Origin of the sequence: Vulcanococcus sp. Clear-D1 (assembly GCF_014654725.1) — a bacterium.
Classification (GTDB): domain Bacteria; phylum Cyanobacteriota; class Cyanobacteriia; order PCC-6307; family Cyanobiaceae; genus Vulcanococcus.
The window spans coordinates 19,726-36,769 of the sequence record NZ_JACVZV010000038.1 but is presented as its reverse complement, the minus strand read 5'-3'; the positions used below and the strand labels follow the sequence as shown (position 1 = coordinate 36,769).

The 17,044-nt window shown below is 65.5% G+C and carries 18 protein-coding genes; 15 read left to right on the top strand and 3 right to left on the bottom strand.

Annotated elements, in window-relative coordinates; all coding sequences use genetic code 11:
* Nucleotide 1: 1 nt before the first annotated feature.
* From H9532_RS14925 to H9532_RS14915, 3 genes are read left to right on the top strand one after another with little or no spacing between them, the layout of a single operon-like run.
* Complete coding sequence (locus H9532_RS14925) at nt 2–1,732, top strand: carboxysome shell carbonic anhydrase (RefSeq protein ID WP_296369990.1); 1,731 nt, start codon at nt 2–4, stop codon at nt 1,730–1,732.
* Nucleotide 1,733: 1 nt separating this feature from the next.
* On the top strand, nt 1,734–2,048 hold the full coding sequence (locus H9532_RS14920) for a carboxysome peptide A (RefSeq protein ID WP_296369988.1): 315 nt from the start codon (nt 1,734–1,736) through the stop codon (nt 2,046–2,048).
* Nucleotides 2,048–2,299 carry a carboxysome peptide B gene (locus H9532_RS14915; RefSeq protein ID WP_296369985.1) on the top strand — a complete coding sequence of 84 codons (252 nt, stop codon included), beginning with the start codon at nt 2,048–2,050 and terminating at the stop codon, nt 2,297–2,299. Before H9532_RS14920 ends, H9532_RS14915 begins: the two co-directional genes overlap by 1 nt.
* 61 nt (nt 2,300–2,360) lie before the next feature.
* Here H9532_RS14915 and H9532_RS14910 read toward each other — a convergent pair whose 3' ends face one another.
* Entirely contained in the window at nt 2,361–2,564 is a 204-nt protein-coding gene (locus H9532_RS14910) for a hypothetical protein (RefSeq protein WP_296370173.1), read from the bottom strand.
* Here H9532_RS14910 and H9532_RS14905 point away from each other — a divergent pair.
* Genes H9532_RS14905 through cbbX form a run of 7 tightly spaced genes read left to right on the top strand, consistent with a single transcriptional unit; the run spans nt 2,485 to nt 9,353 of the window.
* On the top strand, nt 2,485–3,054 hold the full coding sequence (locus H9532_RS14905; RefSeq protein ID WP_296369983.1) for a BMC domain-containing protein: 570 nt from the start codon (nt 2,485–2,487) through the stop codon (nt 3,052–3,054). The two genes, H9532_RS14910 and H9532_RS14905, sit on opposite strands and share 80 nt — an antisense overlap.
* Nucleotides 3,055–3,059: 5 nt before the next feature.
* A complete protein-coding gene (locus H9532_RS14900; protein WP_366664577.1) occupies nt 3,060–3,569 on the top strand; it encodes a ferritin-like domain-containing protein in 510 nt (169 codons plus the stop codon).
* Nucleotides 3,570–3,607: 38 nt separating this feature from the next.
* On the top strand, nt 3,608–5,470 hold the full coding sequence (locus tag H9532_RS14895) for an NAD(P)H-quinone oxidoreductase subunit F (protein WP_296369980.1): 1,863 nt from the start codon (nt 3,608–3,610) through the stop codon (nt 5,468–5,470).
* A gap of 4 nt (nt 5,471–5,474) precedes the next feature.
* Nucleotides 5,475–6,983, top strand: a complete 1,509-nt coding sequence (locus H9532_RS14890; protein ID WP_296369978.1) for an NADH-quinone oxidoreductase subunit M — start codon at nt 5,475–5,477, stop codon at nt 6,981–6,983.
* Nucleotide 6,984: 1 nt separating this feature from the next.
* Nucleotides 6,985–8,151, top strand: coding sequence for a CO2 hydration protein (locus H9532_RS14885; protein ID WP_296369976.1), 1,167 nt, complete (start codon nt 6,985–6,987; stop codon nt 8,149–8,151).
* A gap of 10 nt (nt 8,152–8,161) precedes the next feature.
* The gene (locus H9532_RS14880; RefSeq protein ID WP_296369973.1) at nt 8,162–8,416 is read left to right on the top strand and encodes a 4a-hydroxytetrahydrobiopterin dehydratase; all 255 of its coding nucleotides are present in this window, start codon (nt 8,162–8,164) and stop codon (nt 8,414–8,416) included.
* The gene (cbbX, locus tag H9532_RS14875; protein ID WP_296369971.1) at nt 8,403–9,353 is read left to right on the top strand and encodes a CbbX protein; all 951 of its coding nucleotides are present in this window, start codon (nt 8,403–8,405) and stop codon (nt 9,351–9,353) included. The genes H9532_RS14880 and cbbX overlap by 14 nt, the downstream gene beginning before the upstream one ends.
* Before the next feature lie 30 nt (nt 9,354–9,383).
* Here cbbX and dnaA read toward each other — a convergent pair whose 3' ends face one another.
* On the bottom strand, nt 9,384–10,820 hold the full coding sequence (gene dnaA / locus H9532_RS14870; RefSeq protein WP_296370167.1) for a chromosomal replication initiator protein DnaA: 1,437 nt from the start codon (nt 10,818–10,820) through the stop codon (nt 9,384–9,386).
* A gap of 54 nt (nt 10,821–10,874) precedes the next feature.
* Here dnaA and H9532_RS14865 point away from each other — a divergent pair, with 54 nt between their 5' ends.
* Genes H9532_RS14865 through H9532_RS14845 form a run of 5 tightly spaced genes read left to right on the top strand, consistent with a single transcriptional unit; the run spans nt 10,875 to nt 16,536 of the window.
* On the top strand, nt 10,875–11,993 hold the full coding sequence (locus H9532_RS14865) for a trypsin-like peptidase domain-containing protein (RefSeq protein WP_296369969.1): 1,119 nt from the start codon (nt 10,875–10,877) through the stop codon (nt 11,991–11,993).
* Between the two features lie 4 nt (nt 11,994–11,997).
* Entirely contained in the window at nt 11,998–12,663 is a 666-nt protein-coding gene (locus tag H9532_RS14860) for a TIGR04282 family arsenosugar biosynthesis glycosyltransferase (RefSeq protein ID WP_296369968.1), read from the top strand.
* A 24-nt stretch (nt 12,664–12,687) separates the two neighbouring features.
* Nucleotides 12,688–13,605, top strand: coding sequence for a bestrophin family ion channel (locus H9532_RS14855; RefSeq protein ID WP_296369966.1), 918 nt, complete (start codon nt 12,688–12,690; stop codon nt 13,603–13,605).
* On the top strand, nt 13,602–14,327 hold the full coding sequence (locus tag H9532_RS14850; RefSeq protein ID WP_296369963.1) for a TIGR04283 family arsenosugar biosynthesis glycosyltransferase: 726 nt from the start codon (nt 13,602–13,604) through the stop codon (nt 14,325–14,327). The genes H9532_RS14855 and H9532_RS14850 overlap by 4 nt, the downstream gene beginning before the upstream one ends.
* Before the next feature lie 19 nt (nt 14,328–14,346).
* Nucleotides 14,347–16,536, top strand: coding sequence for an EAL domain-containing protein (locus H9532_RS14845; protein ID WP_296369962.1), 2,190 nt, complete (start codon nt 14,347–14,349; stop codon nt 16,534–16,536).
* Between the two features lie 11 nt (nt 16,537–16,547).
* Here the strand turns inward: H9532_RS14845 and H9532_RS14840 are convergent, their stop codons facing one another.
* Nucleotides 16,548–17,042 (bottom strand): GNAT family N-acetyltransferase, encoded by a 495-nt coding sequence (locus H9532_RS14840; protein ID WP_296369959.1) that lies wholly within the window; start codon nt 17,040–17,042, stop codon nt 16,548–16,550.
* Nucleotides 17,043–17,044 lie beyond the last annotated feature (2 nt).

Sequence of the window (17,044 nt, the reverse complement as noted above, 5' to 3'; positions counted from 1 at the left end):
GATGCGTCGGAGAACCGGCAACACCGAGCGGGCCTTGAGCCCCACGGCTCCCCGACGCCGCTTCGGCAGCAATGGGGACGCACAAGCTCCAGCCGGCCAGACCCCTGCTGAGCTCAACCCCGCGTCATCGCTGAGCAAGGTGCTGCGCCAGCGTGAGCTGGCCAGCCGCGCCCGTACCGGTAACTCTCGCAGCAGCCGCAAGGCTTCGGCAGCTGCCAATGCGGTGCAGGCAGTGGCTAGTTCAGCTCGCCGGGTGCGCCCTGTCGCCACCCAGGTGGTGATCAAGCCGGCCAGCGTTCGCTCAGCCCAGCGTTCCGTGGGCGGCGGTTTGCATCCGTTGAGCAACGGTCAAGCCAACGCCGCTTTGCGCGCCTACGAGGAGCGCACCCTCGGCGCCTTCGATCGGGTTGTTCCGGTGCTCAAGCGCATCTCCGCGTTGCAGCATGAGCCCGATTTCATTGCCCAGGCTCAACGCCTGGCCCTGGCGGAACTGGGTCATGAGCTGCCCCAACCGGTGCTCGAAACCGCCTGGACCAGCCAGCTCGACATGCGCACCCTGTTCGCGTGGTGCGTGTTTGAGGCCTACGAGCAAACCAGCCTCGCGTTCTTCAACGACGATCCTCTGGCAGCCCAGGCCGGCAGTGCGGATGCCGAAGCTTTCAACGCGTTCCTGCTGGAGTGCGGCTTCCATCTGCTCGACATCACCCCCTGCGCCGATGGTCGACTGGCCCATGCCATCGCCTATGCCCTGAGGTTGCCATTCAGCTCCGTGCGTCGCCGCTCCCATGCGGGCGCGATGTTCGACGTGGAGAACACGGTGGATCGCTGGGTCAAAACCGAGCATCGCCGCTACCGCGAAGGGCTACCCAATCCCGCCCACGACGACACCCGCTACCTCAAGGTGGTGGTGTATCACTTCAGCTCCAAAGATCCCTGCCACGAAGGCTGCGCCGCCCACGGCAGCGACGACAAGGCCGCAGCCGCCCAGGGCCTTCAACGGCTCAAGGATTTCCAGCAAGCGGTTGAAAACAGCTTCTGCTGTGGTGCTTCGGTGGATCTGCTGCTGGTGGGGATGGACACCGACACCGACGCAATCCGTGTTCACGTGCCCGGTCGTGATGGCAGCACCAACCTCGACAGCTGGCTTGATGCCCATGACGTCTACGAGGCAACCCGCAGCCTCAATGCCGATCAGGGCCGGCAGCGCATCGAAGAGATGGTTCACAGCGCAGCGGCCTCAACCCCGGACGCCGGGATGGTGCAGCTGATCGCTCGCCTGATCGAGCACAACCTCTCTCAGATCGACTACGTGCGCCAATACCACGGCAGCAGCTACAGCGACTTCGGTCATGCCGAGCGGTTCATCGGTGTTGGCATCGGCTTCAAGGAAGTGCACCTGCGCAACCTCACCTATTTCGCCTACATGGACACGGTGGAAGAGGGTGCTCCCGATCTCGATGTGGGCGTGAAGATCTTCAAAGGTCTGAATGTGTCGCGCGGACTGCCCATCCCCGTGGTGCTCCGCTTCGACTACCACGGCGCCGTTCCCGGTGCCCGCGAGCGGGCCATCACGCACTGCGAACGGGTGAAGAGCGCCATCGAGGCGCGCTACAGCGATCTCTGCGCGCAGGGTCTGCTGCACACCCTGCTCACCGTGCGCGACCGTGACCGGCATATGCCGGCTGAAACCGTAAGTTCCTCAATCACGTTCAACACCGGAGGGGGGCACTGAGATGTTGATCTGCAAGGTGGTGAAGCCGTTGGTGTCCACCAACCGCATCGCCGATTTCCAACACAAGCACCTGCAAGTGGTGCTCGATGGCAGCACCCAGAAGGTGGCTGTGGATGCCGTGGGCGCCATCCCCGGCGACTGGGTGATCTGCGTGGGCAGTTCCGCTGCCCGCGAAGCCGCCGGCAGCAAGTCGTACCCCAGCGATCTCACGATCGTGGGGATCATCGACCACTGGGATCCCGATGCAGCCAAGGAGATGGCTGCGGGCAAGCCCGCCAATCCCTCTGCTCCTAGCGGCAGTGGAGGGGCCAAGTAATGGAGATCATGCAGGTGATGGGGTCGCTGGTCTGCACCAACCGTGTAGAGGGCTTCGCCCACCAGAACCTGCGCATCCTGCGCACACCCAAAGGCAAGCTCAGCGTCGCCTGCGACCCTGTGGGCGCCTCCCCAGGCAACTGGGTGTTCACCGCCAGTGGCTCCGCCGCACGCCACGCGACCGGCAATGCCGACTTGTTCACCGATCTCACGATCGGCGGAATCATCGACCACTGGTCGCCTGACGGTTAAGGAACAGCTCAGCTCCGTTCCTCCCGCTGCTGTTCTCCGAACGACACGGGCCCACTCCGTTTCACCGCGACCGTTCACGGGCACTGCCCATCACCGCCATGGCCACTCCCAGATCCCGAGCCACCTCCACCTCGGCCTCCGGTAAGCCGGCAGCTGCCAAACCAGCTGCCAGCACGACCACGCCGGTGACGGCCATCCCGGCGGCACCGGCTTCCACGCCAGCTCCGGCCGCCCAACCCGCGGCAGCCGCCACTCCGGCGGTCACCGTGACCGCTCAAACCGTGGCAACCACCGCCGTGGCCAGCAGCAAAGCCGCCACCAGCACCCGCTCCTCGACTCCCACGAGGACGGCCGCCAGCAAACCCGCCGCCACCACCAGCCGTGGTGGTGGTTCCACCGCCGGCGGTGGTGGCAACAACCGTTCGTCTTCCCCCAGCAGCCTCTCTCCCATGGCCTCTTCCGTTCAGGGCATCGCCCTCGGCATGATCGAAACCCGCGGTTTGGTGCCGGCCATCGAGGCTGCTGACGCCATGACCAAGGCCGCCGAAGTGAGCCTGATCGCCCGTGAATTCGTGGGTGGTGGCTATGTGACCGTGCTCGTCCGCGGCGAAACCGGTGCTGTCAACGCTGCAGTGCGCGCCGGCGCTGATGCCTGTGAGCGCGTGGGTGATGGCCTCGTGGCGGCCCACATCATTGCCCGCCCCCACACCGAAGTGGAGCCCGTTCTGACCAGCACCAACAACCGCCGCGCCTGATGAGCATGGACGCCGCCCATCCGCGCGTCCTGGGCTATCTGGGCCGCGCCCTGAGCCTTGAGCTCACTGCCGTGCAGCAGTACATGACTCAGGCGTCCCTCGTGGGGCTCTGGGGCGATGAGTCCTCTGCCGAACGTTTCCGCGAGGAAACGGTGGAGGAGATGCAACACGCGGAACGGATCGTGCAGCACATGCTGCAACTCGGGGTGGCACCTGCCGCTTCCCAGTTGCAGCCGGTCACCCACGCCCCCGACCTGGTGGGGCTGCTGGAGCAGAACGCGGATCTGGAACAGCAGCTCGTGGATCACTACGACGAAGCCACTCGCTTCTGCCGGGTGATCAACGACGAGGCCAACGGTGCCTTCTTCCAGGCCCTGCTGGAGGACGAACAGCATCACAGCAGCGACCTGGAAGCCTGGCTGCAACAGCTCGGTGGTCGCCGCCGCCGCGGCTACGCCCGCTATGGCGCCAGCACTGCCACCCGCCGCGATCCCCGCGCCCGGGCCAGCTTCTGAACCCTGTTTAGAGTCCGCCCCCCACAGGTCACCGCTTTTTGAGCGACGCTCTCCCGCTTCCGCTGCAACTGATCTGGCTGGTGCCGCTCTACGGCTTCAGCGGGATGCTCCTGTCGCTTCCGTGGGCTACCGGCTGGATCAAACGCAACGGGCCTCGGCCTGCGGCGTATCTCAACCTGCTGGTCACCCTGCTGGCGGTGCTGCACGGCAGCCTGGCCATTTCCGAGGTGGTGGCCCTGGGCCCGCAGCACCTCGACTTTCCCTGGTTTCAAGCGGCCGATCTGAATCTGCGGATCGGCTTTGATCTCTCGCTCACCAACCTGGCAGCGCTGGAGTTGGTGACCACCATGAGCCTGGTGTGCCAGGTGTTTGCCCTCGGCTATCTCGATAAGGAGTGGTCGCTGGCGCGCTTCTACGCCCTGGTGGGCTTCTTTGAAGGCGCCATGAGTGGCGTGGTGCTGAGCAGCAATTTGTTCATGAGCTATTTCCTTCTGGAAATGCTCACCCTCTCCACCTATTTGCTGGTGGGCTTCTGGTACGCCCAGCCGCTGGTTGTCACGGCCGCACGGGATGCCTTCCTCACCAAGCGCGTCGGTGATGTGCTGCTGCTGATGGGTGTGGTGGCCGTTTCCGCCTGGGCCGGTTCGATGGAATTCTCCGACCTCTATGTCTGGGCAGCCGAGGCCCGCCAGCAGAACCTGATCACCCCCCTGGCCGGCACCCTGCTGGGGCTTGGGCTGATCGCTGGCCCGATGGGCAAGTGCGCCCAGTTCCCGATGCACCTCTGGCTCGATGAAGCCATGGAGGGTCCGAATCCGGCATCGATCCTGCGCAACTCCGTGGTGGTGACCTGCGGCGCGATCGTGCTGCTGAAGCTGATGCCCGTGGTGGCCCTCTCCCCTATCGCGACCGATGTGCTGCTCGTGGTGGGCAGCATCAGTGCCATTGGCGGTGGCCTGGTGGCGATCGCCCAGGTGGATCTCAAACGGGCCTTCAGTTACTCCACAACCTCCTATCTGGGGCTGGTGTTCATCGCCATTGCCCTGCAACAACCGGGGCTGGCACTGCTGCTTCTATTCGCCCACGGCCTGGCGCGAGCCCTGCAGTTCATGAGTGTGGGCAGCATCATCGCCACCACCAATTGCCAAGACCTCACGGAGCTGGGCGGCATCGGCACACGCATGCCGGCCACGGCCACAGCCTTCCTCGTCGGCAGCGCCGGGGTTGTGGGTTTAGTGCCGTTGGGCGGCTTCTGGTGCTACGGCCTGCTGGTGGAAAACTTCCGGCAGCTGGCACCGGCCTTTGCCGCCATCTTCCTGATCACCAACGTGCTCGCTGCGGCCAACGTGGCTCGGGTGTTTCGCTCCGTGTTCCTGGGCCCTGCCCTGCCCAAAACCAAGCGCACCCCTGAGTCCAACTGGTTGATGGCCCTGCCGATGGTGAGCCTCACGGTGATCGTGCTGCTGTTGCCGGCGATCATGCAGCGCATCGATCCGGTGCCGGGCATTGGCGCCTTCTCCCTTCCGGTTGCCGCAGCGGTGGTGGGCAGTGGCCTGGTAGGCGTCTTGCTGGGCTCGCTCACGCCGCTGGATGCCTTCTGGTCGCGCTCACGCCAGCCTGTGGTGCGCGTGGTGCAAGACCTGCTCGCCTATGACTTCTATACCCCTGAGATCTACCGCCGCACGATTGTGAATCTGGTGGCCTCGGTGGCACGCCTCACCCGCTGGTTCGACATTCAGGTGATCAAGGGCGGCGTGGATGGCATCGGCCGTCTGTCGATGGCGAGCGCCAACAGCCTCAAGCTCACGGTGAGCGGGCAGCTGCAGAGCTATGTGCTCACGGTGCTGGTGGCGGTGGTGCTCTGCATCACTGCCCTGCAAGTGGTGAAGGGCACGAACTGACGCCATGCTGCTCTCCTCCCTTCTGCTGATTCCCTTCCTGGGCTGCCTGGCCCTGATGGTCTGGCCCGGTAGCCCATCCCCGGGGCGGCTGCGCCAGATCACGATCGTGATCCTGGTGGCGCAGTTGATCCTGAGCCTGGTGACCGCTGCCCAGTTCGATCCCGCGGCACCGGGGCTGCAGCTGCAAGAGCACCACAGCTGGGTGCCCGGCATCGGCCTCGATTACGCCTTGGGCGTCGACGGCCTCTCCCTGCCGCTGGTGTTGATCAACGGGGCGCTCACCTTGGTGTCGGCGGTGATCACCCGCGACATCAGCAAGCGCCCGCGGCTCTACTTCGCCATGCTCCTGCTGATCAGCGGTGCGGTGAATGGGGCTTTCCTGGCCGACAACCTGCTGCTGTTTTTCCTCTTCTATGAGCTCGAGCTGATCCCCCTCTGGCTGTTGATTTCGGTGTGGGGCGGTGTGAACAGGGCCTATGCCGCCACCAAATTTCTGATTTTCACCGCTGTTTCCGGGATGCTGATCCTGGGCGCCTTTCTGGGGTTGGCGCTGCTCACCGGCACCGTGGATTTCAGCCTCACACCCGTGCTCAGTGAGCGGCTCGCCATGGGCGGGCAGCTGTGGCTGTTGGGGGCGATCCTGATCGGCTTCGGCATCAAGATCCCGCTGGTTCCTCTACACAACTGGCTGCCCGATGCCCACACCCAGGCCTCCACGCCGGTGTCGGTGCTGCTGGCCGGTGTGCTGCTCAAGCTCGGCACCTATGGCCTGTTGCGCTTTGGCCTGCAGCTGTTTCCCGAAGCCTGGGCACGCTTGGCTCCGGCCCTGGCGATCTGGGCCGCGGTGTCGGTGCTGTACGGCTCCCTCGCCGCCATCGCCCAAACCGACATGAAGCGGATGGTGGCCTACAGCTCCGTGGGCCACATGGGTTACGTGCTGCTGGCCGCCGCCGCAGACACGCCGGTGAGCCTGCTGGGCGCGGTGTTCCAGATGGTGAGCCATGGCCTGATCTCGGCCCTGCTGTTCCTGCTGGTGGGCATCGTGTATCGCAAAACCGGCACCCGCGATCTCGAGGTGCTGCGCGGCCTGCTCAACCCCGAGCGGGGCCTTCCGCTCACGGGTTCACTGATGATCGTGGCCGTGATGGCCAGTGCCGGGCTGCCGGGCATGGCCGGCTTCATCTCCGAGTTTCTGGTGTTCCGCGGCAGCATCACCGCGTTCCCCTTGGCCACATTGCTCTCGATGGTGGGCTCAGGCCTCACGGCGGTGTACTTCCTGCTGCTGGTGAACCGGGCCTTCTTCGGACGGCTGGCGATCACACCGCCCAGCGGTGATGCCGCGGCCGATGCACGCCTGGATGTGCAGCTGAGCTCCGTGGCGCCCCGCGAAACGATTCCGGCCCTGGCCCTGGCCGCCAGCATCGTGTTCCTTGGCCTGGTACCCAGCAGCCTGGGCAGCCTGAGCGAAGTGGCCAGCACGGCCCTGGCCAACCTCACGGCAGGAGTGGGCTGAGATGCCAGTCATTTCCCAGGATCTGGTTCAATCCAACCTCGCGATCGATCAGGCGGAGGTGAAGCGCCGCCTGCTCGCGGGGGAGACCCTGCTCACCGACACGCCAGATCACGTGCTGGAAGTGGTGGGCGTGCTCGAGAGCTATGGCGAGGTGCTCGATGCCTACAGCATCAACCTGATCTACCAAGCGGAAGAGCAGTTTCTCAATCCGTTCCCGATTTTCAAGTTCCTCGACGGCGATCTCAACCCGGCCAAGATCTGGCGTCATCTCAACCACGACCGCATCAATTTCGAATACGCGGAGTACTGCCAGAAGGCGATGTTCTGGCATGCCACCGGTGGCATGGATGCCTATCTCGATTCGGCGGAGTTTGCCGACAACTGCCGCCGGATCATCGCCGCCAAGCGGCGCCGCGATCCACTGCTGGCGCTGCTCAACCCCCTGTTCCCAGGGTTCCTGCCGGAGCTGATCCGTTCAGCCGCCACCACCCACGCCCTCGGCCAGTTCTGGCGCGTGATGAGCGATCTGTTCCTCGATCTTGCCGCCGCCGAGCGCGAGGGCCGGGTGTGCAGCATTCCCCAAGTGGTGGACTTCATCAAAGACGGCCTGGTGGCCGCGGCCGCCAATCCGATCGAATACAGCGTGGAGATCGATGGCGAGCGCTTCTGGGTGCTGCCACCGCAAGCAGGCCTCACCTTCCTCGTGGATGTGGCCGTGCCCTATGTGGAGGCGGTGTTCCTGCGGGGCATGCCGTTCCTGGGCACCGTGAGCTTCAACGCCCAGGCCCAGCAGATCTCGCCGGATCAGGCCAAGTTCACCTACGGGGCGCTGTACGCCGATCCGCTGCCGAGCATGGGCGCCGGCATCCCCCCCAGCCTGCTGATGCAGGACATGTACCGCCACTTACCGGAGAAGCTGCATCAGTGGTATCTCGAGCGCACCCGGGGCGAGGGCGATGTGCGCGTGAAGATCTGCATGAGCTTCCAGAAATCGATGTTCTGTGTCACCAACGCAGCCATCAACGGCACCATGCCTCACCCACTCACAAGCAGTGATACCGCCGCCCAGGCCGCCAACGCCGCCTACGCCGAGGCCTGGGCCCAGCGACTGGGCATCGCCCGCACGGATTGCCTCGCTGCATCGTTGCCTGGCGGCCTGAAGTCGTAAGTTCGAGTCCATGGATCACCAGTGGAACCCCCGGCCCAAGCCCGATCGTGTGGAGTGGCTGGAGCGCCGGGTTGAATTCGAGGACTACGCCAGCAACCGCGCGTTCCTCGATCGCCTCAACGACTTCTGTGAAACGCAAGGCCGCTATCCGGACATCAGCTTCGGGCGTACATACGTGAACATCACCCTGCGAGCCGAGGGTGAAGAGGCGGCCATCGGCGAGGCTGACCACGCCTTCGCCGCCGCGATCGATGGCCTCGTCTGAGCAACAGCCCACCGGCGCCGCTCCCGACGACACCCCGGTGAACCTGCAGGCCGCCTATGAGGGGGCTCAGGTGCAGGATGTGCTCGAGCAGCTCGATCAGGAGTTGATCGGTCTGCGGCCGGTGAAAACACGCATCCGTGAGATCGCCGCCTTACTGGTGGTGGATCGGGCCCGTAAGCAGGTGGGGCTGTCCACCACTGCCCCAAGCCTGCACATGTCGTTCACCGGGCGGCCGGGCACGGGCAAAACCACCGTGGCAGCGCGGATGTCGCAGATCCTGCACCGCCTCGGCTACGTGCGCAAAGGCCATGTGGTGACCGCCACCCGCGACGATCTGGTGGGGCAGTACATCGGCCACACAGCTCCCAAAACCCGCGAGATGCTCAAGAAGGCCATGGGCGGGGTGCTGTTCATCGATGAGGCCTACTACCTCTATCGCCCGGAGAACGAGCGCGATTACGGCGCCGAGGCGATCGAGATCCTGCTGCAGGTGATGGAGAACAACCGCGACGATCTCGTGGTGATCTTCGCCGGTTACAAGGAGCGAATGGATGTGTTCTATCAGAGCAATCCCGGCCTCTCCTCGCGGGTGGCCAACCACATTGATTTCCCCGACTACAGCGCTGAGGAACTGCTGGCGATCGCGCGGCTAATCCTGGCGGAGGAAAACTACCGCTTCAGCAACGAAGCCCTAACCGCCTTCGCCGACTACATCCAGCGGCGGATGCAACTGCCCTTCTTCGCCAACGCGCGATCGATCCGCAACGCCATCGATCGCGCCCGCATGCGCCAGGCCAACCGACTGTTCAACCGCATGAACAGCAGCGCACTCACCAAGCTGGATCTGATGACGATCGAAGCCGACGACATCACCGCCAGCCGGGTGTTCTCCGGCCAAGTGGAAGGGCTTGATCCCAGCGAGCCGATCACCGGCTGAGGATTGGCGGGAACAAGCCGCGGCGCCGCTCTATTTCGTGCGGCGGCGTGAATCGATCTGCAGCAGATCGCGCACCTGCTGCACCTGCCGACCGAGCTGCGGATCAGCATTGAGCTTCTTATCGATCTGCTCCACGGCATACATCACGGTGGAGTGATCCTTGCCCCCGAATTCATCACCGATGCGAGGCAGCGAGAGGTTGGTGCCCTGGCGCATCAGATACATCCCCACCTGCCGCGCCTGGCTTACGGCCCGCTTACGGCTGGGGCTCTTCATCTCCTCCACGCTCACACCAAACACCTCCGCCACCTTGCTGAGCACCTGAGCCGGGGTCACCTCCACTTCCACACCAGCTGGATCCAGCATCGGCGCCACCGATTCGACCGTCATCGGCAGGCCGGTGATCGAAGCAAAGGCCACCGCCCGCGTCAGCGCACCCTCCAGTTCACGGATGTTGGAGGTGAAACGGCCAGCCAGATACTGGATCAGATCGCGCGGCAGGTTCACCCGCTCGTGTTCCGCCTTCTTGTGCAGGATCGCCATGCGGGTTTCCAGATCTGGAGCCTGGATATCGGCGATCAGGCCCATCGAGAAGCGCGAGATCAGGCGCTCCTGCAGACGCGGGATCTGGGAGGGGGGCCTGTCGCTGGCGATCACGATCTGGCGCCCGGCTTCGTGCAGCGCGTTGAAGGTGTGGAAGAACTCCTCCTGGGTGTATTCCTTGCCTTCGATGAACTGAATGTCGTCCACCAGGATCAGATCCGCGGCGCGGTAGCGATCGCGGAATTTCTGCATGCCGTCCTTGCGGATGGCCTGGATCAGATCATTGGTGAAGGTTTCGGTGCTCACATAGGCCACGCGGGCCTCAGGATCGATCTCGAGCCGGTAATGGCCGATCGCCTGCATCAGATGGGTCTTGCCCAGACCCACACCGCCGCAGATGAAGAGCGGGTTGAATTCCCGGCCCGGCGCCTCGGCTACGGCCAAAGCCGCCGCATGGGCCATGCGGCTGTTGGGCCCCACCACGAAGCGGTTGAACACGTAGCGGGGGTTGAGGCCGGGGGCGAGCTTGCGGGGCGCCTCACCGGTGGGAAGCCGCTGTGCGGCAGCTGCAGAAACCGCCGGCAGCGACGACTCCCCCACCGGGCTGGCTTCACCTGGGGCGACAGCCGCCATTAAGCCATTGCCGTTCAACCCCTGAGCCAGATCTGGATCGGTGCCGGCCTCCACCTGCACGCTGATCGTGCGCCCGGCGATCTCGCTGGCCACAGCCGCAATCGTGACCAGGTAGTTCTTGCGCAGCCAGCCACAGGCAAAGGCATTCGGCGCGATCAGGTGCAGTTCAGTGCCGTTGAAGCCGGCGCAGCGGGCCGGCCTGATCCAGGTTTCGAAGGTGGGTTTGGAAAGGTTGCCCTGAAGCGCTTCCTGCACCTGACGCCACAGCGTTTCCCCTTGCTGCACCGCCACTGAACCCCGCCGGGCCACGAATATAGGGGCAGTGCCCAGACGGGACCGTTGCCGATGATGCGCCTCACAAGCCGCCCATCCCTGCTCAGCGCGCTCCTGCTGGCAGGCCTGCTCAGCGCCTGCAGCGGCGGACTGCCGGGCCGCCGCGGCGGCGACCCCACCCGAGTGAGCGACGCGCCCCCGAGTGCGGCGCTGCAGCCAGGCAACAACTTCATCGTCAACGCCGTCGACAAGGTGGGCCCGGCGGTGGTGCGCATCGACACGGTGCGGCGGGTGGTGAATCCACTCGGCGGGCTGTTCGGCGGCGGGCCCTCGATTCAGCAACAACAGGGCCAGGGATCGGGCTTCATCACCCGCTCCGATGGGGTGATCCTCACCAATGCCCACGTGGTGGAAGGGGCCAGTGAGGTGGGGGTGACCCTGCCCGATGGCCGCAGCTTCCGCGGCAAGGTGCTGGGCAGCGATCCGGTGACCGATGTGGCCGTGGTGAAGGTGGCGGCGGCCGGCTTGCCGGTGGCTCCCCTTGGTGATTCAGCCAAGGTGCGCCCCGGTGAATGGGCGATCGCCATCGGGAACCCCCTCGGCCTCGACAACACCGTGACCGCCGGCATCATCAGCGCCGTGCAGCGCACCAATGCGGTGGGCGAAGGCCAGCGGGTGCCCTACCTGCAGACCGATGCCGCCGTGAACCCGGGCAACAGCGGTGGCCCCCTGATCAACGAGCGCGGTCAGGTGATCGGCATCAACACCGCCATTCGCCAGGCCCCTGGCGCCGGCCTGAGCTTCGCGATCCCGATCAATCTCGGCCGCCAGATCGCCGCCCAGATCCTGGAGAGCGGCCGCGCCTCCCACCCCTACATCGGTGTGCGCCTGCAATCGCTCACCCCACAACTGGCCCGTGAGGTGAATGCCACCAACGCCGAATGCCGCCTGCCGGAAACCAATGCTGTGGTGGTGGTGGAGGTGATGCCGGGCAGTCCCGCCGCGCAAGGTGGCCTGCGCTCCTGCGACCTGATCGAACGGGTAGGCAAAACCGAGGTGGATAACCCTTCTGAGGTGCAGGTGGCGGTGGATCAGGGCCGGGTGGGCGAGCCGCTCACCGTTCAGGTGCAGCGCGGTGAGCAGCAGCTCAACCTGCAGGTGAAACCAGCGGAGCTGCCGCGCCAGAACTGATCCGATGCCGATCGCGCGCGGCCAGCTGGTGGTGCTGGCACGCTGGCCCGCTCCAGGCCGTTGCAAACAACGCCTGGCGTCCAGCTGCGGCTCCAGCCGTTTGGCGGCTGCGATGCAGCGCCGGCTGAGCTGGCACACGCTTCACACGGCCGCCGCCGCCGCCAACCGAATCCATGCAGAGCTGTTGCTCTCCGCCTCAGGCCTGGGGCCACGGGCGCTACGCCGCTGGGGGCATCAGCTCCAGCGCTCGCTAGCCGCTCCGCTGCGGTTGGCTCTGCAGCGAGGCGGCAACCTGGGCTGCCGCATGCATCGCCAGCTGCAGCAGGGCTTCAGGGAAGGTTTCGAGCAGCTGGTGCTGATCGGCAGCGATCTGCCGGATCTGCAGAGCGCCGATCTGGAGCAGGCCTTTGCCCTGCTCGACCAGCACGATCTGGTACTCGGTCCCGCCGCTGATGGCGGCTACTGGCTCATCGGCATGACGCGCCAGGGCTTTCTGCGCAGCGGTGCAGCCCTGTTCAGCGGCATTCCCTGGAGCAGCGATCAGGTGCTGAGCCTCAGCCTGGCGCGCGCAGCCCAGCGAGGGCTCACGTTGGCCCTGCTGCGGCAGCAGAGCGACCTCGATGGCCGCTCAGCCCTGGAGCCCTGGTTGCTGCTGACGCGCGATCGATGATGCGACCACCCGCCCAACCCGCCGATGAGCTCACCGCCCCCGAAGCTGGCCCACCGCAATGCCCTGCGGGTGGCGGGCCAACTGGTGTTGCGGATGCGCTGGGATCTGCTGTTGATGGCCGTTCTCTGCGGCCTGGCCCTGCTGGTGGAGCGCCTCGCCGGCGCCAGCAGGGTGCGCCTGATCGACGACTCCGGTCTATCGATGCTCGGCATTGCGGTGTCGATCTTCGTGGCCTTCCGCAACACCCAGGCCATCAACCGTTGGTGGGAAGCACGCATCCTCTGGGGCTCGATCACCAACAGCAGCCGCCACTGGCGTGACAGCCTGCAAACCCTGCTCGGTGGGGAGAGCCGGCTGCGGCCCCAGCAACAGCAGCTGGTGGGCTTGCAGGTGCTGCAGTGCTGGCTGCTCAACTTCGAGTTGCGGGGCTTCTGGCGCCCCGATGCCCGCATGCGGGTGAAGGAGCTCAGCCGCGGCCTCGGCCTGCCGGATGGCGTGAGCGTTCGCGACACCATGACGCTCCGGGCTGACCTGATCGGCCGGCTGTATCAGCAGGAGGCGGTGAACGACTGGGGGCGCGATGCCCTGATGCGAAGCATGGAGCAGTTCACCAATGCCATGGGCGCGTTGCAGCGCATCCGCAACACCCCCCTGCCGCCCACCTACGACGTGTTCATCCGCTTGATCTGCTGGCTGTACGGCTACACGCTGTTTGGCACCTTCTCCAGCCGCGGCTCCGCCTTCACCGGCCTGCTGCTGTTTCTGGGCTTTGTGAGTGCTGAGCGCATCGGTGCCTACGTGGAAGGGCCCTTCGATCAAGACGGCAGCAGTTTCTGCGTGCCGATGGATGTGGTGTGCCGCACGATCAGCGCCGATCTGCTGGATTCCCACCACCCCCTCGCCGAGCTGCCGATCAGCAACGACCCCAGCCTCTGGTCATGAGCGGGGCGCACCTTGCGGTGGTGGTGCCCAGCTTCAACGAAGCCGCGCGCTTGCCCCTGCTGCTGGCCGATCTGGCGGCCTGTCCCGCAGATGTGATGGCGGAGCTGGTGGTGGTGGATGGCGGCAGCCGTGATGGCACGCCCCAGCTGGCACGCCTGGGCGGCGCTCAGGTGATGCACGCCCAGGCAAGCCGTGGATGGCAACTGCAGCGGGGCGTGGCGGCCACCACGGCTCCCTGGCTGTTGCTGTTGCACGCCGATGCCCGCCTGCAACCGGGGTGGTCCGAGGCACTGCGGCGGGCGATGGCGGCACCCGAGGCGGTCTGGGCTTTCGATCTGGCGGTGGAGGGGCCAGGCGTGGCCCTGCGACTGCTCGAGTGGGCGGTGCGGCTGCGCAGCCAGCTGCGGCGACTGCCCTATGGCGATCAGGGTTTACTGCTGCCCCGCGCCCTGCTGGAGCGTGCCGGCGGCATCCCACCGCTGCCGTTGATGGAGGATCTGCTGTTGATCCAACGGCTCCAGCACCTGGCTCCGATCCGCCGGTTGGGATGCCCCCTGCAGGTGAATGGCCGGCGCTGGCAACGCCATGGTGTGCTCGGTACGGCCTGGCGCAATGCCCGACTGCGGCAGGCCTGGCGGCGGGGGATCAGCCCTCAGCACCTGGCTCATCGCTACTACGGCAGCGATGGTGCGAAGCCGCTGATCTCGCCAGAATGCGGCTGAGCCGTGGCTGGGCAAAACGATGGGGGCGTCCCTAGTGAGGCCCAACCGCTGGCTGCGCAGCGTCCGCCGCGAATGGCAGTGCCAACGCCGTGATCACCCCCGGCGGATCAAGAGCGCACTGCTGATCTGGGTGGTGTGCAGCGCGTCGCTGGCTGGGGTGCTGGCCCAGCAGCGCTGGCAACTGCTGCAACAGCGCCAAAGCCGCCAGGGGCAAACGGATCAGGGCCTGCTCGAGCTGCGGGTGAACAGCCACAAGATCACCGTGCTCGATTGGGGGCACTGGGATCCGCTCTATGCCTATGCCGGAGGCGACGATCCCAGCTTCGAGAACCGCGAGCTCGAGAACTCCTCGATCATTCAGGACGGCCAGGGCCTGCTGCTGGTGGATGCCGAGCAGCGCCCCTTACTGGCCCGGGGCAGCGCCATCGAATCGGGCCTCTCGGCGGAGCTGAGCCGCTGCCTGCAGGGACACCTCAAACAACTAGCGGCCCGCAGCCGGGCCGGCCAGGGCGATCGGGCCTTCGGCTTCTACTGCCCGGCCGCAGAACACTCCGTGCTGGGAGCCGGCACAGCGATCCGCCGCAGCGGCAGTGCGGGGCCAGAACGGGGGTGGCTGCTGCACTTCAGCCGCATCGAGCGTCCCAGTTACAACGCCGCGGTGAATCAGGCCTTCAGCCGCATCAATGCCAGCTTGAGCAGCGCCCGCGGGCAAGCGGGCATCGCTGCGGCGGCAGTGAGCGAATTGCTGCCAGCCCATCAGGTGCTCACTCTCAAGCCCGCCATACCGGCCTGGCAGCAAGGCTGGTTTGCCGCGCAGGGCATCCTTCCGGGCTGGATCGGCGTGAACGCCCTGGTGGCGGTGGCGGCAGGCGGAAGCCTGCTGAGCCTGCGGCAGTTGCGCCAGCGCGATGTTCAGCTGGAGCGCGCCAGGAGAAACCAACTGCGCCTGCTGCGCCAGGAGCTGCCGGGGCCACTCCTGAGCCGCAGCGAACTGCTGCAGACCATCAGCCAGTTGCAGGCTGAGCAAGCGCAGGGGGAGCAGGCACAGAGCCTGAGCAACGAGCTCTGGATCGTGGCGCTGCAGGTGAAGGTGATGCTCTTCCGCGATGCGATCCGGCAGCGCAGCGAAGCCCAGAACCAGGCTCTGGCCTGGTTGGGGGAACGGCTACAGCAACTGGAGCCCACACGCCACCTGGCACTGGGCGAGAACAACACCCTGCTGCAGGTGATCGAGCCACTGAGCAGCGAGGCCCGTGAGGAACATCACCAGATCGAGCAGCAGCTGCAGGAGCTCCAGCTGGCGATGGCAGATGTGATGCAGTTGGCGGTGGGCGGGATCCTCACCCGACTGGACAGCAACGACGTCACGCAGCAACTCGCCGATCTGGCCCTCGTGCTCTCCCTGAGCGAGAGCAGCAGCGGGATCCGCCACATGCCGGAGGGCGTGGCCGATTCCGCTCGGGAATTGCGGCGCCAGCAAAGCCGCGACTTTCACCTCAATCGCTCGTTCGAAACCCTGCAGGACCATCGCTATGCGCTGGAGCCTGTACTCGAGGGTGCGGGCGAAGGCTGGAAGCCGGCCTACAGCGAAATGCTGTTCCGACTGCCCCAGGAGCTCGAGGGCTCGATCAGTGTTCAGGAGTTGGTGCTGGCCCTGGAGCGGAACCAGAACATCCACTTGCTCGATCAACTGATGCTGCGGCGCGCCATCGCCCTGCTGCGCGAGCCTCAGCACGCCGATGAGGGGCTGGGTGTGAACATCTCCGCAGTGAGCTTCGGATCGGATCAACACATCAAGGCCTTATTCGCCCAGTTGCGTTCACTGCCGGAGGCACTGCGGCGCCGGCTCGTGTTGGAAGTGACCGAAACCGCCCTGGTGAATCGGCCGGAGCTGTGGGAGCAGCGCCTGCAACAGCTCCGGGATTTCGGCGTTCGCATCGCCATCGACGACTTCGGCGTGGGCTATGCCTCCATCGCCTATCTATTTCAGTTCAAGCCCGACTTTCTCAAGCTCGACCTCAGCTACAGCCAACGGCTCCATGACGCCAACGTGGATGCGCTGGTGAGCTTTCTGGTGCGCTATGGCGAACTCAACAACTGCGGTCTGATTCTCGAGGGCATCGAAACCAACGAACAGCTCGCCTATTGGCAGCAACGCGGCGTGCGGTTCTTCCAGGGCTACCTGTTCCGCAGCCTCAACAACGGCTGAAGCGCGGAGCCTCAGGGGGCATACCAAAACGCGCAGCGGCGCTGCTGCGGCTCCAGCTGCCAACCCTGGGCGCCATAGAACTGCACCACGCCAGGGTCGGCAAACAGAGTCACCCGCTCCACCTGCTGAGCGCGCAGCAGATCGATCACGTAGGTCATCAGCTGCTTGCCCAGCCCCACGCCTTGATAGAGGGGGTGAACCGCCACGTCCCAGACGGTGGCCTCGATCACCCCATCACCGGTGCAGCGCGCAAAACCCACCAAGCGGGGTAGCCGTGGATCGTGCCGCCAAAGGCCCACCACCAGCAGGCTGTTGTCCAAAGCCTTGCGCACACGCCGCAGGGGGCGACGGCTCCAGCCCACCGCATCACAGAGCTGCTCCAATTCGTAGAGATCGATGTCCCTCTGGGTGCTCAGCACCAGGCTCAGCTGTGGGTTCGGCGTGGGGCACAGCCGGTAGCCCTGCCCGTAGAGGACATCAAGCTCGGTGGGGGGAGAGCTAAGCATTG